This is a genomic window from Williamsia sp. SKLECPSW1 (genome assembly GCF_054332755.1).
Map to the genome: position 1 here is coordinate 464,459 of NZ_JBTGLI010000002.1, position 18,077 is coordinate 482,535.

The following is an 18,077-nucleotide window of genomic DNA, read 5'->3' on the forward strand; positions in this document are numbered from 1 at the left end:
CTCCCGCCCCCAGCGCAGAGAACCAGGAGACGCCCATGGCGACCGACACCACCGACGGGGCCACCCCCGATCACGCGTTCGGGATCGACGTGGGTGGATCCGGGATCAAGGGTGGTGTGGTCGACCTCGCCACCGGCGAGTTGGTCGGTGAGCGGTTCAAGGTGCTGACGCCGCAACCGTCGACGCCGCGGGCCGTGGCGGGCGGGATCGCCGAGGTGGTCGATCACTTCGGATGGACGGGGCCCGTCGGGGTCACCCTGCCCAGCGTCGTGTCCGGCGGGGTGGTGCGGACCGCGGCGAACATCGACAAGGCATGGATCGGCACCGACCCGTATGCACTGCTCACCTCGGCCCTGGGCGACCGCACCTACTGCGTCCTCAACGACGCCGACGCGGCCGGGATGGCGGAGGACAGCTACGGCGCGGGACGCGACCAGTCGGGCCTGGTCATGCTTCTCACGTTCGGCACCGGCATCGGATCGGCGATCCTCTTCCACGGGAAGCTGGTCCCGAACACCGAGCTCGGTCACATGGAGGTCGGCGGCAAGGAGGCCGAGCACCAGGCGTCGTCGAAGGTCAAGGACGACAAGGAGATGTCCTACGAGAAGTGGGCCAAGCACGTGTCGACCGTGCTCAACGCCTACGAGGACCTGTTCTGGCCGGACCTGTTCGTCGTCGGTGGTGGGATCAGCCGCAAGGCCGACAAGTGGATCCCGCATCTGACGACGCGCACCCGGGTCGTCCCCGCGACACTGCAGAACACCGCGGGTATCGTCGGCGCCGCGATGGCGGTGACGGCGGGTCTGCGACCCTGACGTCCCGGTGCACGCGTCGGCGCAGGTCGGCGGGTGGGTGCCTCGCCATCGCCTACAATGACTCGGGTCGGCCTCTGCGCCGGCCGCACACAGACCCCGCGCCGCCGAGGACGACCTCGGTGTTGCGCTTCTAGGACGACGTCTCGAAAGGTCGTACGTGGCAGCCACCAAAACCCGTCAGCAGGACACCGCGGCAGACGACGCCGAGGTGACCGCTCCGCGCGCCGCGAAGAAGACGGCACGCAAGACGGCGGCGAAGAAGGCCCCCGCGAAGAAGGCCGCGGCCAAGAAGGCTCCCCGCAAGGCTGCCGGCAAGGCCGTCGCCGGATCCGCGGAGGACGTCGTCGACGACTCTCCGGCGTCGATCGACGACATCGACGGTCCGGACGCTGTCGGTGACGACGACGCCACCGACGTGATCGTGGTCGACGACGTCGACGCCGACGACTCCGAGGGCGAACCCGCGGCCAAGGTGACCCGCCCCGCCAAGGCCGGCGAGGACGAGATCGAGGAGCCCTCCGAGGAGGACAAGAAGTCCGGCGACTTCGTCTGGGACGAGGACGAGTCCGAGGCGTTGCGGCAGGCGCGCAAGGACGCCGAGCTCACCGCCTCCGCCGACTCGGTCCGCGCCTACCTCAAGCAGATCGGCAAGGTCGCCCTCCTCAACGCCGAAGAGGAGGTCGAGCTGGCCAAGCGCATCGAGGCCGGCCTGTTCGCCACCGAACGCATGAAGCGCATGGCCGACGCCGGCGAGAAGTTGACGGTCGCACAGCGACGGGACCTGAGCTGGGTCTCCCGCGACGGCAACCGGGCCAAGAACCACCTGCTCGAGGCCAACCTGCGTCTCGTCGTCTCGCTGGCCAAGCGCTACACCGGCCGCGGCATGGCGTTCCTGGATCTCATCCAGGAGGGCAACCTCGGCCTGATCCGCGCGGTCGAGAAGTTCGACTACACCAAGGGCTACAAGTTCTCGACCTACGCCACCTGGTGGATCCGTCAGGCCATCACCCGCGCGATGGCCGACCAGGCCCGCACGATCCGCATCCCGGTGCACATGGTCGAGGTCATCAACAAGCTCGGCCGCATCCAGCGCGAACTCCTGCAGGACCTGGGCCGCGAGCCCACCCCCGAGGAGCTCGCCAAGGAGATGGACATCACCCCGGAGAAGGTGCTGGAGATCCAGCAGTACGCCCGGGAGCCGATCTCGCTCGACCAGACCATCGGCGACGAGGGCGACAGCCAGCTCGGTGACTTCATCGAGGACTCCGAGGCCGTCGTCGCCGTCGACGCCGTGTCGTTCACGCTCCTGCAGGATCAGCTGCAGTCGGTGCTGGAGACGCTGTCCGAACGTGAGGCGGGCGTGGTCCGGCTGCGCTTCGGACTCACCGACGGTCAGCCCCGTACCCTCGACGAGATCGGCCAGGTCTACGGCGTGACGCGTGAGCGCATCCGCCAGATCGAGTCGAAGACGATGTCGAAGCTGCGCCACCCCTCGCGGTCGCAGGTCCTGCGCGACTACCTCGACTAGTCGCCCCCGTCCCAGACGAATCGGCCGCCTGCGGAGATCTCCGCAGGCGGCCGATTCGTCTGTCGGGTCTCAGGAGCGGGCGCGCCGGCCCTGGTCGAGGACGGCCCACACCGGGCCGGTCACCAGCCAGATGACCGTGATGATGCCCAGCAGCGGGAAGATCCCGAACAGCGCCCGTGTCTGATCGCCGTCGGCGACGGTGACCGCCAGCACGAGGATGCAGAGGGCGGCGACGGCCGCCGCGACCAACCAGCGCCCGAACTCGGTGACCTCGCGACGGACGGCCATCGGACCCTTCTGGACCCGCGCGGGCGGCGGCGGACCATCGGCGAACCAGTGCGCGCAGCGGACGTCGGCCCACCGGATCATCGAATGACCGAAGGCGACGGTCACCCCGAGATAGATGCCCGCGATGCGGTGGACCTGTCCGACGTGCGCACCGTCGTGCAGGTCGATCGCCACTGCCACCAGGAGCACGACGTCGAGGACGGGTACCGCGCGGAGCACGACCGTCGACGCTCGTCGGGCACGCAGTCCGTACCGCACCGCGAGTCCCACGGCGACGAGGGCCCAGAAGCCGATCTCGCAGCCGACGATGACGTACAGCACCGGTGAGTCCATGTGCCCAGCCTGATGCGCGTCACCCCTCTCGCGCGTCGGCCGCCGGCACGAGATCGGGTGTCGGTCGATCATCATTTCGGACGATCCGCACTCGACCGGACCGTGATGGGATGGATCTGCCGTGCGAGGAGGTGCGCCATGTGGGGTTCGTTGTCCGCGCATCCACGTCTGCGTGACCTCGGCGTGGCCGCCGCGTTCGGCGTGCTCGGCGTCGTCCTCCACGTCTCGGGTCTGACGGCCGTCGGCGGGTCCGAGGGTGGACCGTTCGCCCTCCCCGGGTGGGTCGCCCTCCTCACGCTCGCGGCAGCATGCGCCGCGCAGACACTCCGATCGACCCGCCCCGGCCTGTGCCTGACGCTCTGCCTGGCCGTCGTGGGGATCGATGCCCTGGTTGCACAGTCGATCTCGGTGTGGCTCGTGCTGTCCGACGTGCTCTACGCGGTGGCTCTGTACGCAGGTCGACGGACGGTCCACGTGATGTACGCGACGATGGGCGGGATCGGTGCGGTGGTGGTCGTCGGCACCCTCGCGGTGTCCGACGACTGGCGCGTGGTGGTCCTGATCACCCTCTGGCTGCTCGCCCTGGTGGTGTCGCCGATCGGGTACGGCCGGGCGATCGCCGAACACCGATCGGCCGCGCAGAGCGAACGGGAGAGGGCGCTCGCCGTGGCCGAACTCGCCGCGCGGGATCGTGCGGACGCGGTCGCCGCCGAACGGCGCGCCCTGGCCCGCGATCTGCACGACGTCATCGCGGGACATCTGTCGGGCATCGCGTTGCAGTCCGCGGCGGCGCTACGCGCGGGACCCGCCTCGCCGGTGTCCGCGGAGGTGCTGGCCTCGGTGCGCGCAGCCAGCGTGGAGGCGCTCGGTGAGATGCGCGTCATGATCGACGCCCTCGGTGGCGGGGACTCCTCGCCGGACACGCGGTCGGGGGACGCTCCGGGACCTCGCACCACCGCCTCGCTGCGACGTCTGGATCACCTCGTGACGGCGGCCCGTGCCACCGGCTCCCCGGTGACCGTGACAGGCGACCCGGTGCCCGACCTACCACCTGCGGTCGATGTCTGCGCTCATCGCATCGTGTCCGAGGGGCTCGCCAACGCGACGAGACATGCACCGGCACAACCGATCTCGCTCCATGTCGACACCGACGACACCCGACTGACGGTGACGATGCGCAACCGCGTCCCCGGTGGGGCCCCCGGGCCCGACCGGCCGTCGCGGGGCCACGGACTGGTCAACATGACGACGCGCGCCGAGTCGGCCGGCGGACTCTGTTCTGCCGGCCGCGACGGTGACGACTGGGTGGTGACCGCGACCCTCCCCGTGCGTCTGGACGCGCCCGCGTGCCCGATCGGAACGCCGGCGGGCCCGCGATGACGGTGCGCGTCGTGATCGCCGACGACCACGCCGCCATCCGGGTCGGCCTGGCGATGCTGCTCGAGCACGCCGACGGTGTCGAGGTGGTGGGTCAGGCCCGGGACGGGGACGAGGCGATCGCCGCCGCCGACCGGTTGCGGCCCGAGGTCGTCCTCATGGACATCCGGATGCCGGGCACCGACGGCATCGCCGCCACATCCGCGATCACGCGCGCCGGACATGCAGCGGTCCTGGTGCTCACGTCGTTCGACGTCGACGACGTCGTCCTCGACGCGCTGCGCGCCGGGGCCGACGGGTTCCTGCTGAAGACCGCGGACGCCGACACGATCGTCGAGGCGATCGATGCCGTCGCCCGGGGCGACGCCGTGCTCGCTCAGCAGGTGACGCGGCGGGTGGTCGACGCCGTCGCCGCCGCGCCACCCCGCCCGACACCGGACGCGACGGCGTCGGCGGACCTGAGTGTGCTGACCCGTCGCGAGCGCGAGGTGCTCACCTGCGTCGGCGACGGCCTGTCGAACGCAGAGATCGCCGCACACCTCGTCGTCAGCCCGACGACCGTGAAGACCCACGTGTCGCACATCCTCACGAAACTCGATGTGCGGTCACGGGTACAGGCCGCGATCGTCGCTCGGCAGGCCGGGACCGTCGAGACGACTCAGAGGGACGTGCGCGGCGCGAAGCCCCCGTCGGCATCGGGTCGGTAGTCGTGCACCGCGACGACCGCGGTCACCGGCAACGGGCCGTAGAGATGCGGGAACTGCCAACCGTCGGGATGTGGCGGGTCGCCGTCCTCCCACCGGATCTCGGCCGGCACACGCTGCGGGTCGATCTCCAGCAGGACGAGGTCGTCACGCCCGGCGTACACCGCAGCGGCGGGCACGTGCACCTGTGACAGCGCCGACAGGTGGACGAAGCCGACGTCGTGGAGCGAGTCCGGCTCGAGTCGACCCAGGGTGTGGGCGGCGAGCCACTCCTGACGGGGGCAGAGATGGACCAACGGTCCGGACGGTGAACTCGGCGGCGTCGACATCACCGTCCACGGTGCCACATGCGCCGCGGACGCCCGGCCGGTTCGGCGGCCTGTCGGGCGCTGTGCGCGACCGTCTCGGGCGGTGCCGTGAGGATCGCGACCACGACCGCCGCGATGCCCGCGATCTCGGTCGGCGTCGGCGCCTGCCGCAACGTGGCCGCCCCCACGAGCGCCGCGGTGACGGGCAGCAACGCCAGCAGCATGGCGAAGCGGGCACGGCCGATCCGCGTCAGCACCATCTGGTCGAGCACATACGGGATCGCGCTCGACAGCACGCCGACCACGACGCACAGTCCGACGACGCCCGGGTCGGGCGCCGACACGCCCGTGATCGCACTCACACCGATCACGATCGGGGCCGCGACGATCGCCGCCGCGGTGAGCCCGACTCCGAGGTCCTCGATGCCCCGTCGGCCCCGCCCGTCGAGGCGCGCATGCGACGCGGACACCCGGGCGCCGAGCACGATGTACCCACCCCACGCGGCACCCGCGCCGAGCGCCCACAGAGCCCCGGCCGTGACTGTGCCGTCGAGCGCTCCGGAGACCAGGACGACTCCCGCCGCCACCGCGACCAGCGACGCCGCGCCGCGCAGACCCCGGGCGCCCAGCGCCGCGACGGCGACCGGTCCGACGAACTCGACCGCGACCGCCACACCCAGGTCGACACGCGAGATCGCTTCGTAGAAGACGACATTCATCGCCAGGGTGACCGCACCCAGCGCGCCGGCACGGGCAACCCGTCGGGGCTCGCCGAGGAGCCAGGCGGGTCGCGTCAGGACGACGACCACGAGCCCTCCCGCGAGCGTGCGCAGCCACCCGACGACTGCCGGTGGCGTCGTGGCGAACAGCCCGACGGCGACCGCGGCACCGAGGTACTGGGTCACGGCGCCGGCCACGAACGCGGGCCACACAGGTGGCCGCCGGACCCGCCGCGCGAGACCCGTCGACCACGTCACCGCGGCCCGCCGGCCGACCCGAACGATCGCTCGACCCGTGTTACGTGTGGATGACGTGTGGCCGTGTCGGGCGCGGGAACAATACGAGGCGCCGAAACGTCTGACAGAGTGGAAACACCCCACCACTCCAGGTGGAGGAGTTCGCGAAGGGGAGCGCTCGCGCTGGCCCGGGACGGAGGAATCATGTCAGACGTCATCACCACGCCCACGATCTCGATGCCCCTCACCGCTGCCGATCGGTGCGACCGCTGCAGTGCAGCGGCTCGCGTCCGCGCCGTACTGCCCGCCGGCGGAGAGCTCCTGTTCTGCCGTCACCACTACAACGAGCACGAGGCCCGTCTCGCCGATCTCGGCGCCACGGTGTCCTCCGACTCGGAGGAACTGGTCTGACCCCAGTCCCCCAGCTCCCGACGGTGGCGGTGATCGTGCTCAGCACGGTCACCGCCACTGTCGTAGGGTGCTGATCCGTTCCTGCAGCTGCTCGGCGGTGGCCATCGCGGTCGGTGGGCCTCCGAGCTTCGAGCGCAACTCGTTGTGCACGACCCCGTGGGGCTTGCCCGTGCGGTGATGGTGCATCGCGACCAGGCTGTTCAACTCCTTGCGCAGGGCGGTCAGCTGGGCGCCGGTCGTCGCGGCGGGTCGAGCCTCGGGCGTCGGCTCGTTCGTGGTCGCCGCCGACCGGGCGGCCACCTGCTCGCTCTGACGTGTCCGTAGCAGGTCGCGGACCTGGTCGGCGTTGAGCAGCCCGGGCAGACCCAGATAGTCCGACTCCTCGTCGCTGCCCGCGAACGTCGCCGTCCCGAAGGACGAGCCGTCGAAGATCACCTGGTCGAGTTCGGCGTCGGCGTGCAGCGAGACGAACGCGGGATCGTCGTCGCCGGGCTCGTCCTCCTGCTTGTTCGCCGCCACGATCAGGTCGTCGTCGAGACCCGTCGACTCCCGATGGGGCTTGCCGAGCACGTGGTCTCGCTGTGCCTCGAGTTCGCTCGCGAGGCGCAGCAGCACCGGGACCGAGGGCAGGAACACACTCGCCGTCTCGCCGGGGCGCCGCGACCGCACGAACCGTCCGATCGCCTGCGCGAAGTACAGCGGTGTCGACGCGCTGGTCGCGTAGACGCCGACGGCCAGTCGGGGGACGTCGACACCCTCCGACACCATCCGGACCGCCACCATCCATCGCGCGTCCGAGGTGGCGAACTCCTCGATCCGGGACGACGACGACGGGTCGTCGGAGAGCACCACGGCGGGAGCGGTACCCGAGATCGCCTCCACGAGCTCGGCATAGTCCCGGGCGGTCTTCTGGTCCCCCGCGATCACCAGACCGCCGGCGTCCGGGACACCCGACGCCCGGAGCTGACCGAGCCGGGTGTCCGCGGCGCGCAGGACCGCGGCGATCCAGTCGCCGTGCGGGTCCAAGGCGGTTCGCCACGCCCGTGCCGTGTGTTCGGCCGAGAGCGGTTCGCCGAGACGCGCCGTGAACTCCTCCCCCGCGTTGGTCCGCCAACTGGCCTCGCCCGAGTAGGCCAGGAACACCACCGGCCGCACCACACCGTCGGCGAGTGCGTCGGAGTAGCCGTAGCTGTGGTCGGCCTTGGAGCGCAGCGCACCGGCGCCGTCGGGCTCATAGGTGACGAACGGGATCTGCGAGTCGTCGGACCGGAACGGTGTCCCGGTCAGCGCGAGCCGGCGGGTCGCGTCGGAGAACGCCTCACGGATCGCGTCACCCCACGTCTTCGCGTCGCCGCCGTGGTGGATCTCGTCGAGGATGACCAACGTGCGGCGGTTCTCCGTGCGCACACGATGGCGGCTGGGATGCGCCGCGACCTGGGCGTAGGTGACGACCACGCCGTCGAAGTCGGAACTGGTGACGCCGGTCGTGTTGCTGAAGCGCGGGTCGAGGGCCAGTCCGATCCGCGACGCCGCCTGCGCCCACTGATATTTCAGGTGCTCGGTGGGGGCGACGATGGTGACCGTCTCGACGGTCCGATCGGCCAACAGCTCGCAGGCGACCCGGAGACCGAACGTGGTCTTGCCGGCCCCGGGGGTCGCGACGGCGAGGAAGTCGCGTGGCTTGGTGGCCAGGTATTTCGTCAGCGCCCGCCGCTGCCACGTTCGCAGCGACCCAGCGGTGTCGAAGACCTTGCTCTGCGAAATCTCAAGACTCCTGCGTGCTCGCGACGACGATGACGGCGGCTCGGGCCCGCCTGCCACTCCCACCCGGTGGCGGCCGCGGTCGATCGTACCGGCCGCGGCCGATCGGGCACGACACGGCAGAGGGGGCATCCGCGGCGGATGCGCCGACATCGGGGATGCTGGAAACATCGCCGCCACCGACCGCACCCACACCCCGACCCCGGCACCTCCCGTGTCGCGGGAGGTCGGTCGTGGGTCCGGCGGTCCCCCGGTGGTGCGCACCATCCCGCGACTGGTGTGGCGGACCATCGTCAAGGCGTGGGACGACTCGATCTTCGGGATGTCCGCCCAGGCCGCGTTCTGGCAGACGTTGTCGCTCCCGCCGTTGCTGCTCGGGGTCCTCGGCAGCATCGGATACGTCGGCGACTGGTTCGGTCCGGGTACCACCGACATGATCCGGAGCCGGATCATCAGCTTCGCGGGGCGCACGTTCAGCGACAACGTGGTCAGCGAGATCATCACGCCGACGGTCAACGACGTCCTCGCCCGGGGGCGCGGTGAACTCATCTCCCTGGGCTTCGTGCTGTCCCTGTGGTCGGGGTCGTCGGCGATGTCGAGCTTCGTCGACTCCATCAACAAGGCCCACGACCAGCACAACGTCCGGCACGCGGTGTGGCAGCGGATCTTCGCGCTCAACCTCTACATCGGGTTCCTCGTGTTGTCGACGTTCATCCTGCCGCTGGTGGCCCTCGGACCCACCTACGCCTCCGAGATCGCACCGGACTCGTGGCAACCGTTCAGCGGGCAGATCATCCACATCGGCTACTACCCCGCGGTCGGCGTGCTGCTCATCCTCGGGCTGACCACGCTGTACCGGGTGTCGCTGCCGAAACCCCTGCCCTGGCACCGTCTGGTCGCCGGGGCGGTGTTGGCTGCGGTCGTGTTCTGGCTCGCATCGGCAGGTCTGCGGATCTACCTCGGGTCGATCACCAAGACCGGGTACTCCTACGGTGCGCTCGCGACCCCGATCGCGTTCCTGCTCTTCACGTTCTTCCTCGGTTTCGCGATCGTCATCGGCGCACAGTTCAACGCGGCGATCCAGTCGATCTGGCCCGTGGACGGGCCCACGCACATCGAGCAGATGCGGGAGTGGGTCACCCAGCAGACGACCGACATCACCGATCAGCTGCGGGCGGTGCCGAAGAAGTTCGCGACCGGGCCCATACGACGGTCGTCGCGTCCCGACGATCCCGACTGACGCAGCAGCGTGGGACCGACCCCGAGGTCAGTCCTTCTTCATCTTCTCGTAGATCTTCTTGCACTTCGGGCACACCGGGGACCCGGGCTTCGGCGACTTGGTCACCGGGAACGTCTCACCGCACAGCGCGACGACGTGGGTCCCCATGACGGCGCTCTCGGCGATCTTGTTCTTCTTGACGTAGTGGAAGAACTTCGGCGCGTCGTCGTCGGTGGTCTCCTCGGTGTCGACGTCCGGGCGTTCGATCGTCTGGGTTCCCATGAAGGACATTGTGCCTGATCGCGACGCCACGGCAGCACTGTCGTGGCGACCGGATCGGATTCGCTGCGCGGGGCGTGCCATCAGCGACGATGCGCTGGTGAACGGAAAGTGCAACAGTGGAGTACGTGGCACATGACGAGGCACGCGAAGCGATCCTGATCACCCAGGCGCAGCCGTCCCAGGAGGACCAGCAACGGGCGCGGGTACGTCGCTACCTGAGCCTGATGGCCTTCCGCGTACCGGCGCTCGTCATCGCAGGCATCGTCTACGGCGCCACGTCGAACGGGCTGCTGGCACTGGCCGTCATCGCGCTGTCGATCCCGCTCCCATGGGTCGCGGTCCTCATCGCCAACGACCGGCCCCCGCGCGAGAAGGGAGAGGTGCGGCGGTACAAGTGGTCCGGCGATCGGGACGATCCCGCGCTCTCCGCCTCGCACCACCGTGAACTGCGGACCCACGAGACGAGCGAGTTCGACTCCCCCGACTTCGGCACCGCACACGTCGACGACGCCGACTTCGACACCCGGAGGACGCGGACCACCCGCGGGCACACCGACGACGCCCGGTGACCCCCACCGGCCCGGCCGTCACGCCGATCGACGGTCTGACCGCGCTCGCCCCGAGGCTGCGCACGTCGTTCCTGGCACATCGGTTCGACGCCGACGGCGTTCTCGACCTGCTCGGCGCCGACGTCCACGCGGCGCTGGGTCGCGGTGAACCCGTTCCCGTGCGTCGTGCCTGCTCGGACGCCGGCGAACTGGGGACCCTGGTCCGACTGTTCCTCGTCCACGACGCGATCGGGCGAGGCGAGGCCCGTTCCGCGCTCGGCGTCGACCCGGACGAGGCCGTCGCCGCAGGACTCCTCGACGTCGACGGCGACGACGTGCGCGCCGCCGTCGACATCCGACCACTGGACGCCGGGCACGGGACCCGGTGGATGGCCTCCGACATCGACGGCTCCATGCGCCCGGTCGACATCGCCACCGACCACGTCCTCGGCGTCGGACACGCCTCCCTGTCGCTGCTGCGCGCCACCGTCCCCGCCCACGGGACCGTGCTCGACGTCGGCACGGGATGCGGGGTGCAGGCGGTGCACGCCCTCGCAGGTGCCGACCACGTCACCGCCACCGACATCACCGACCGTTCCCTCGCGATGGCGCGCGCGACCATGGCGCTCAACGAGTTCGGCGACGACCGGGTGGATCTGCTGCGGGGCTCCTGGTTCACGCCCGTGGCGGGCCGACGGTTCGACCGTGTCGTCGCCAACCCGCCGTTCGTCGTCGGACCGCCGACGGTCACCCACAGCTACCGCGACTCCGGACTCGACCTGGACGGCGCGAGCGAGATCATGGTCTCCGGTGTCGCCGAGCACCTCGCCGACGACGGCATCGCCTGCATGCTCGCCTCCTGGGTCGTGACCGGCGACGACTGGCGCGACCGCGTCGCGTCCTGGGTCCCCGATCACGGGGTCGACGCCTGGGTCGTCCAACGCGACGTCGCCGATCCCGCCCTCTACGTGGGCACCTGGCTGCGCGACGCCGGGCACGACCCGAGGACCGGCCGCGGCGCGGCGATGGCCTCCGACTGGCTCGACCACCTCGAACGGTCGGGGGTCCGGGGCATCGGGTTCGGCTTCGTCTTCATGCGGGCCACCGGCGAGGCCACCGACCTCCTGGCCGAGGAACTGTCGCACGCGCTCGACGACCCCCTGGGCGACGAGGCGCTGGCATACCTGCACCGCGTCGCGTGGCTCCGCGACCACGATGTGCTCGCCGCGCGCCTGACCGCCGCGCCCGACGTCGCTCTCGACCGTGTCTGGACCCCGCCGGCCTCGACCGACGGTGACCCGTGGATCGAGGTCGCGACCCGACTCGTCCGCACCGGCGGCCCGCGGTGGTCCCACGACGTCGACGACCGGGTGGCCGCCCTGGTCGCCGGACTGCGCCGCGACGGGCTCCCCGTCGCCGATGTCGTCGATCTCCTCGGCGCCGCACGGGGCGAGGAGATCGACCCCGCCTCGGTCGCCGATGTCGTCGCCGGCCTCGTCCGTCACGGGCTCCTCGTCCCGGCCTGAGTGCCGCGCGGCGAGCTCTCTTATCAACTTCTCAGATCGACCGTGGGATCTGCGCAGGTCAGCGCACCTCTCGCCGAGTAAGTGAACAAACTCTCCGGGAACTAATACCGGGGCGGTCGCCGTTGTACCGGGTGTAGACGCCACGCTCGCGAGGAGGCCGCAATGCCCAGCACCACCGCTCCGATCCGCCCGTCGGACACGCCGCGCCCGCAGATGACCGACGCCGACCTCGACGCGCAGAGCCCCGCCGCCGACCTGGTCCGTGTCTACCTGAACGGGATCGGCCGCACGGCCCTGCTCAACGCCGAGCAGGAGGTGGAACTGGCCAAGGCCATCGAGGTGGGCCTGTACGCCAAGCACGTGTTGGCGACCAAGAAGCGGCTGTCGGCGACCAAGAAGCGTGACCTGGCCCAGCTCGTCCGCGAGGGCGAGTCCGCCCGCGCGCACCTGCTCGAGGCCAACCTGCGTCTCGTCGTGTCGCTGGCGAAGCGCTACACCGGGCGCGGCATGCCGCTGCTGGACCTCATCCAGGAGGGCAACCTCGGCTTGATCCGCGCGATGGAGAAGTTCGACTACGCCAAGGGCTTCAAGTTCTCGACCTACGCGACCTGGTGGATCCGGCAGGCGATCACCCGCGGCATGGCCGATCAGAGCCGCACCATCCGCCTGCCCGTCCACCTCGTGGAACAGGTGAACAAGCTGGCCCGGATCAAGCGCGAGCTGCACCAGCAGCTCGGACGTGAGGCCACCGATGACGAGCTCGCCGCAGAGTCCGGCATCCCGGCCGAGAAGATCGCCGATCTGCTCGACCACAGCCGCGACCCGGTGAGCCTGGACATGCCGGTCGGATCCGACGAGGAGGCGCCGCTGGGCGACTTCATCGAGGACGCCGAGGCCACGTCGGCCGAGAGCGCCGTGATCGCCGGTCTGCTGCACACCGACGTCCGGTCGGTGCTGTCGACGCTCGACGAGCGCGAGCAGCAGGTGATCCGCCTGCGGTTCGGTCTCGACGACGGCCAGCCGCGCACACTCGACCAGATCGGCCGGCTGTTCGGCCTGTCACGCGAGCGCGTCCGTCAGATCGAGCGTGAGGTCATGGTGAAGCTCCGCCAGGGCGACCGCGCCGACCGTCTGCGCGCCTACGCCAGCTGACCCACTCCGATCAACTCAGACGTCTCGGCCCGGTGTCCGTCCTCGACGGCACCGGGCCGAGTCGTATCCGGCCCCAGACGACCGTTGCACCGTCGTGCGCGGCGAGGACCGGGTCGAGGACGAGTTCCCGCACCTCCGGCAGGTCGTCGGCGAGCGCCGACACCCGGACCAGCAGATCGCGCAGCGCAGTGCGATCAGCCGCGACCTGACCCCGGTATCCCGTCAGCAGCGGCGCCGCCCGCGGAGCTGACAACAACTCGTCGGCGTCGACGGTGGTCAGCGGTACCGCGCGGTGGGCGTGGTCGCCGAGCAGTTCGAACGTCGGTCCGGCGAGACCGAACGAGATGAGCGAGCCCAGTGACGGGTCGTCGCGGACCCGCACCACCACCGGGACTCCGCGCGGGGCCATCTGCTGCACGTGGAGCACCCGTTCGCCGGTGAGGGCGCACAGATCCGCGAACGCGGCGCGAACGGCGTCCGGGCCGGGGAGGTCCAGGCGGGCGCCCTCACCGTCGAGACGGCCCCGCCACGTCTCCGAGACGGCTTTGACGACCACCGGGTACCCGATCTCGTCCGCCGCGCGGACCGCCTCCTCGGCACTGTCGACCGGACGGAACGGGGCCACGACCACCCCGTAGCACCCCAACAGATCCGCGGCGGTCGCGTCGTCGAGGACGCGGTCGTCGTCGCCGTGTCCCACCGAGTCCCCCCATTCGGCCGCGACGACAGCGCGCGCACGGTCGATGTCGAGGTCGTCCGGTCGCGCCACCTCGGTCTCGGGCCGGGCGCGCCATCGCGAGTACCGCCAGGCACGTCCGACCGCGGCCGCGGCCCGCTCCGGGCCCGGGTAGGACGGCACCGACCCCCGTCCCGCGACGCCGTCGTCGAAGACGGTGAGCGCGTCGGGGATCCCCTCGACGCCGAGGAACGTCGACACGACGGTCTTCCCGCAGTCGCGGGCGGCGCCGACCAGCGCACGGGCGTAGCTCTCGGCACCGACCGCGACAGGCGGGACGAACACCGCGATCACCGCGTCGACGCCGTCGTCGCCGGTGGCCGCACGGACGGCCGCGCCGAACTCGTCGACGCCGGCACCGGGCCCGAGGTCGGTCTGCGCGACCACGGTGAGCCCGAACGGCTCCCCCGCGCTCGCTGCGAGCACACCCAGGACCGTGGAGTTCCCGACCACCGCGACGCGCGGTCCGGCGGGCAGCGGCTGGTGGGCGAGCACCGTCGCGCAGTCGAAGAGGTCGGCGATCGTGTCGACCTGGATCACACCGGACTGCTCGAGGACGGCACGCGCGCTCTCGTCGTCGATGCCGGAGTCGCTGCGGATCTGGGAGGGGGCGACCGCGGTGCGACCGGCCTTCACGGCGACGATCGGCTTGTTGCGCGACACCCGTCGCGCCAGTCGGGAGAACTTGCGCGGGTTACCGAAGCTCTCCAGGTACAGCAGGATCACGTCGGTCGCGTCGTCGGCGTCCCAGTACTGCAACAGGTCGTTGCCGGACAGGTCGGCGCGGTTGCCCGCGGAGACGAAGGTCGACAACCCCAGTTGGCGGCGGGCGGCGGTGTCGAGTATGGCGATGCCCAGTGCCCCGGACTGGCAGAAGAACCCGACCCGACCCCGGCCCGGCACGCGCGGCGCGAGGGTGGCGTTCAACGCCACGTCGGGGTCGGTGTTGATGACGCCGAGGGCGTTGGGCCCGACGAGTCGCATACCGTGCGCACGGATCTCGTGGACGAGGGTGCGTTGCGCGACCGCACCGGCCGCACCGGACTCGGCGAATCCGGCCGACACCACCACCATCGTCTTGACGTTCTTCGCCAGACAGTCCTGGAGGACGTCGGCGACCGTCTCGGCGGGCACCGCGACGATCGCCAGGTCGACGGGATCGGGGATGTCGCGTACCGATGGGTAGCTGCGGATGCCGCGCACGGCCCGGGCCTCGGCGTTGACCGGGAACACCGGCCCGACGAAGCCGCCGGCGAGGACATTGGCCAACAGGGCGTTGCCGACCTTGCTCGGATCGGTCGAGGCCCCGATGATCGCGACCGACCCCGGGCGCAGCAGGTTGGCGACACTGCGCGCCTCGGAACCGAGTTCGCGGGCGTTGCGGACCGCGAGCAACGCGTCGGTCGGGTCGATGGCGAACTCGACGTGGACCGTCGACCCGTCGAAGCTGCGGCTGAGCTGGTAGCCCGCGTCCCGGAAGACCGACAGCATCGCCCGGTTCTCGGCGAGCACCTCGGCCTCGAACAACGTGAACCCGTTCTCCGCGGCGGCCCCCGCGAGGTGCTCGAGCAGCACCGTCCCCAGGCCGCGACCCTGGTGGTCGTCGGCCACGACGAACGCGACCTCGGCGGCACGGGGACGACCCGCCGCGGCGAGACCCTCGTAGATGCCGACGGCGATGATGCGTCCGCCGAGCACCGCCACGAGCGCCACCCGATCGTGGTGGTCGACGCCGGTCATGTGGGCGACGTCGCGCGCCGACATCTGCGGATACGGCCCGAACCACCGCATGTACCGGGTGCGCTCGGACAACCCGGCGTGGAACGCGACGACGCGGTCGCCGTCGGACGGCGAGATGGGCCGCAGGTGCACCGTCCCCCCGTCGGAGGCCAGCACGTCGGCGCTCCAGTGCCGCGGGAAGGGAGCACCGCTGTCGGAACGACGCGAGGGTGCGCGCCCGTCGCCCCCGCCGCCGCTGCCGCTGCCGCCGTCGTCGTCGTCCGGCGACTCAGTCACGGGGGTCCCCCGCGTCGAGTCCCCGCAGCGGGAACACCGCCGAACGGGTGGCCATGATCGCCGCGTCGGTCGCCTGCTGCAGGTGTGCGGACACACCCTCGGGTGCCTTCTGACCCCAGTTGCCCTCCCAGCGGTCGTATGCGGTCGAGCCACCGTCGCCCATGGTGTCGACGGGTACGTCGGTGGCGAAGTCGGCAGCGACGGTCGCCGCCGCCTGCGCCGCGGACTCCCGCCAGGCGTCGGGCGTCGCGGTGGCCGGGTCGATGTCGCGATCGAGGGCGACCGCCAGGAGATGGGTCCAGCTACGGGGAACCACGTCGACGACGCCGTACCCCCCGCCGCCGACCGCCAGCCACCGACCGTCGCAGTGTTCGTCGGCGAGGTCCCGCATCGCCTGCATCGCGGCGCGCTGACCGTCGACCGTCAGGTGCAGGTCGGTCAGCGGGTCCGCACGGTGACTGTCGACGCCGCACTGGGAGACGATCACCTGCGGCGCGAAGTCGGCGACCATCGACGGGACGACGGCATGGAAGGCTCTGAGCCACAACCGGTCCGGTGTCGCTGGCGGCAGGGCCAGGTTGACCGACGTCCCGCTCGCGTCGCCGTCACCGACCTCCTCGGGGTAGCCCGTGCCGGGGAACAGCGTGGCCGGGTGCTGATGCACCGACACCGTCAACACGCGTGGATCGGCGGCGAACCGTCGCTGTACCCCGTCGCCGTGGTGGGCGTCGACGTCGATGTAGGCGATGCGGTCGAACCCGGCGTCGAGCAGTCTGCCGATGGCGACGGCGCAGTCGTTGTAGATGCAGAACCCCGACGCACGTGCCGGGAGGGCATGGTGCATCCCGCCGCCGATGTTCACCGCACGCCGTACGTCGCCCCGCGCGATCGCGTCGGCCGCCGCGACGGTCCCACCCACGATGAGCGCGGCCGCGTCGTGCATCGAGCCGAAGACCGGGTTGTCGGTGGAGCCGAGACCGAAGATCCGCTCCGCCACCTGCGGCGACCAGCCGGGGACGGCCTGCCCGGCAGCGACCAGTCCGGCCTCGCGGACCGCGGTGATGTACTCGGCCCGGTGCACGGTCCGCAGCAGCGAGTCGTCGGCGATGCTCGGCGCGTGGGTCGTGACGTCGTCGAGCAGTCCGAGACCCCGTGCGAGACCCATCGTCAACGCCAGCCGGATGGGGTTCATCGGGTGCGTGGGGGTCCACCGGTAGGCCAGGAGATCGTCACCCCACACGACGAGGGTGTCCTCGACGCGCCCGGCCGTACCGCGGCGCGCGCCGGCTCCGGTCGTCATGGTCCCAGCCTAACGGCGTGCCCGGGCTCGGCGGCCCTCCTCCGCGGAGGTCGAGACGGTAGCCTGTCGTGCGAGAACCCGCCGCACCCGACAACCGCGGCGCAGGGACTGCGACGGAGGAACAAGCATCGTGAACGACCTGGTGGACACCACCGAGATGTACCTGCGCACGATCTACGACCTCGAGGAAGAGGGCATCGTCCCGCTGCGCGCCCGGATCGCCGAGCGACTCGAGCAGAGCGGCCCAACGGTCTCGCAGACCGTCGCCCGAATGGAACGGGACGGCCTGTTGCGCGTCGCCGGCGACCGGCAGCTGGAGTTGACCGACCGCGGCCGCACCCTGGCGATCTCGGTGATGCGCAAGCACCGTCTCGCCGAACGGTTGCTCGTCGACGTCATCGGGATGCCGTGGGAGGACGTGCACGCCGAGGCCTGCCGCTGGGAGCACGTGATGAGCGAGAACGTCGAGCGGCGCCTGCTCGAGGTGCTCGACCACCCCACCACCTCGCCGTACGGCAACCCCATCCCCGGCCTCGAACTGCTGGGCGTCGAGACGACGGGACACGCCGCTGTCGCGACGCGCCTGTCCGACCTCCCCGAGGGCGAGCCGGTCGCGGTCATCGTCCAGCGACTCTCCGAGCACGCCCAGGAGGATCCGGAACTCATCGCACGGTTGCGCGAGGCCGGCGTCGTGCCCGACGCGCGGGTGACGGTGACCAACGAACACGGGGCGGTCACCATCAACACCCCCGGCCACGAAGGACTGCGCCTGTCGGCGGAGATGGCGCACTCGGTCCAGGTCGAGAAGGTCTGAGCC

At 71.0% G+C, this 18,077-nt stretch carries 17 protein-coding genes; 10 read left to right on the plus strand and 7 right to left on the minus strand.

Going from position 1 to position 18,077, the window contains the following annotated elements:
- Positions 1 to 35: 35 nt before the first annotated feature.
- Both ppgK and ACXVUM_RS18045 read left to right on the plus strand, forming a co-directional pair.
- The gene (gene ppgK, locus ACXVUM_RS18040) at positions 36 to 815 is read left to right on the plus strand and encodes a polyphosphate--glucose phosphotransferase (protein ID WP_458523291.1); all 780 of its coding nucleotides are present in this window, start codon (positions 36 to 38) and stop codon (positions 813 to 815) included.
- 157 nt (positions 816 to 972) lie between these two features.
- Complete coding sequence (locus ACXVUM_RS18045) at positions 973 to 2,343, plus strand: RNA polymerase sigma factor (RefSeq protein WP_458523292.1); 1,371 nt, start codon at positions 973 to 975, stop codon at positions 2,341 to 2,343.
- Between the two features lie 69 nt (positions 2,344 to 2,412).
- Here the strand turns inward: ACXVUM_RS18045 and ACXVUM_RS18050 are convergent, their stop codons facing one another.
- Positions 2,413 to 2,964, minus strand: coding sequence for a hypothetical protein (locus ACXVUM_RS18050; RefSeq protein ID WP_458523293.1), 552 nt, complete (start codon positions 2,962 to 2,964; stop codon positions 2,413 to 2,415).
- A gap of 138 nt (positions 2,965 to 3,102) precedes the next feature.
- Here ACXVUM_RS18050 and ACXVUM_RS18055 point away from each other — a divergent pair, with 138 nt between their 5' ends.
- Both ACXVUM_RS18055 and ACXVUM_RS18060 read left to right on the plus strand, forming a co-directional pair.
- Positions 3,103 to 4,344 carry a sensor histidine kinase gene (locus ACXVUM_RS18055; RefSeq protein WP_458523294.1) on the plus strand — a complete coding sequence of 414 codons (1,242 nt, stop codon included), beginning with the start codon at positions 3,103 to 3,105 and terminating at the stop codon, positions 4,342 to 4,344.
- Complete coding sequence (locus tag ACXVUM_RS18060; protein ID WP_458523556.1) at positions 4,341 to 5,048, plus strand: response regulator; 708 nt, start codon at positions 4,341 to 4,343, stop codon at positions 5,046 to 5,048. Before ACXVUM_RS18055 ends, ACXVUM_RS18060 begins: the two co-directional genes overlap by 4 nt.
- Here ACXVUM_RS18060 and ACXVUM_RS18065 read toward each other — a convergent pair.
- A complete protein-coding gene (locus tag ACXVUM_RS18065) occupies positions 5,000 to 5,374 on the minus strand; it encodes a DUF952 domain-containing protein (RefSeq protein ID WP_458523295.1) in 375 nt (124 codons plus the stop codon). The genes ACXVUM_RS18060 and ACXVUM_RS18065 overlap by 49 nt on opposite strands.
- A complete protein-coding gene (locus tag ACXVUM_RS18070) occupies positions 5,374 to 6,270 on the minus strand; it encodes an EamA family transporter (RefSeq protein WP_458523296.1) in 897 nt (298 codons plus the stop codon). Before ACXVUM_RS18070 ends, ACXVUM_RS18065 begins: the two co-directional genes overlap by 1 nt.
- Positions 6,271 to 6,513: 243 nt before the next feature.
- On the opposite strand from ACXVUM_RS18070, the gene ACXVUM_RS18075 reads away from it, so the two are divergent.
- On the plus strand, positions 6,514 to 6,720 hold the full coding sequence (locus tag ACXVUM_RS18075; RefSeq protein ID WP_458523297.1) for a DUF7455 domain-containing protein: 207 nt from the start codon (positions 6,514 to 6,516) through the stop codon (positions 6,718 to 6,720).
- Between the two features lie 48 nt (positions 6,721 to 6,768).
- Here ACXVUM_RS18075 and ACXVUM_RS18080 read toward each other — a convergent pair whose 3' ends face one another.
- Positions 6,769 to 8,484, minus strand: a complete 1,716-nt coding sequence (locus tag ACXVUM_RS18080) for a DEAD/DEAH box helicase (RefSeq protein WP_458523557.1) — start codon at positions 8,482 to 8,484, stop codon at positions 6,769 to 6,771.
- A 250-nt stretch (positions 8,485 to 8,734) separates the two neighbouring features.
- Between ACXVUM_RS18080 and ACXVUM_RS18085 the strand changes: the two genes are divergently transcribed.
- Entirely contained in the window at positions 8,735 to 9,721 is a 987-nt protein-coding gene (locus tag ACXVUM_RS18085) for a YihY/virulence factor BrkB family protein (RefSeq protein WP_458523298.1), read from the plus strand.
- Between the two features lie 27 nt (positions 9,722 to 9,748).
- On the opposite strand, the gene ACXVUM_RS18090 is transcribed toward ACXVUM_RS18085, so the two are convergent.
- The gene (locus ACXVUM_RS18090) at positions 9,749 to 9,982 is read right to left on the minus strand and encodes a DUF3039 domain-containing protein (RefSeq protein WP_253652697.1); all 234 of its coding nucleotides are present in this window, start codon (positions 9,980 to 9,982) and stop codon (positions 9,749 to 9,751) included.
- Positions 9,983 to 10,098: 116 nt separating this feature from the next.
- Here ACXVUM_RS18090 and ACXVUM_RS18095 point away from each other — a divergent pair, with 116 nt between their 5' ends.
- The 3 genes from ACXVUM_RS18095 (at position 10,099) to ACXVUM_RS18105 (ending at position 13,208) form a co-directional block, all read left to right on the plus strand.
- Positions 10,099 to 10,551 carry a DUF3099 domain-containing protein gene (locus ACXVUM_RS18095; RefSeq protein ID WP_458523299.1) on the plus strand — a complete coding sequence of 151 codons (453 nt, stop codon included), beginning with the start codon at positions 10,099 to 10,101 and terminating at the stop codon, positions 10,549 to 10,551.
- Entirely contained in the window at positions 10,548 to 12,056 is a 1,509-nt protein-coding gene (locus tag ACXVUM_RS18100) for a DUF7782 domain-containing protein (RefSeq protein ID WP_458523300.1), read from the plus strand. Before ACXVUM_RS18095 ends, ACXVUM_RS18100 begins: the two co-directional genes overlap by 4 nt.
- 162 nt (positions 12,057 to 12,218) lie before the next feature.
- Positions 12,219 to 13,208, plus strand: a complete 990-nt coding sequence (locus tag ACXVUM_RS18105; RefSeq protein ID WP_458523301.1) for a sigma-70 family RNA polymerase sigma factor — start codon at positions 12,219 to 12,221, stop codon at positions 13,206 to 13,208.
- Between the two features lie 10 nt (positions 13,209 to 13,218).
- Here the strand turns inward: ACXVUM_RS18105 and ACXVUM_RS18110 are convergent, their stop codons facing one another.
- Positions 13,219 to 15,960, minus strand: coding sequence for a bifunctional acetate--CoA ligase family protein/GNAT family N-acetyltransferase (locus ACXVUM_RS18110; RefSeq protein ID WP_458523302.1), 2,742 nt, complete (start codon positions 15,958 to 15,960; stop codon positions 13,219 to 13,221).
- Positions 15,953 to 17,260, minus strand: a complete 1,308-nt coding sequence (locus ACXVUM_RS18115; RefSeq protein WP_458523303.1) for an acetoin utilization protein AcuC — start codon at positions 17,258 to 17,260, stop codon at positions 15,953 to 15,955. Before ACXVUM_RS18115 ends, ACXVUM_RS18110 begins: the two co-directional genes overlap by 8 nt.
- A 130-nt stretch (positions 17,261 to 17,390) precedes the next feature.
- Between ACXVUM_RS18115 and ACXVUM_RS18120 the strand changes: the two genes are divergently transcribed.
- Positions 17,391 to 18,074 (plus strand): iron dependent repressor, metal binding and dimerization domain protein, encoded by a 684-nt coding sequence (locus ACXVUM_RS18120; protein ID WP_458523304.1) that lies wholly within the window; start codon positions 17,391 to 17,393, stop codon positions 18,072 to 18,074.
- Positions 18,075 to 18,077 lie beyond the last annotated feature (3 nt).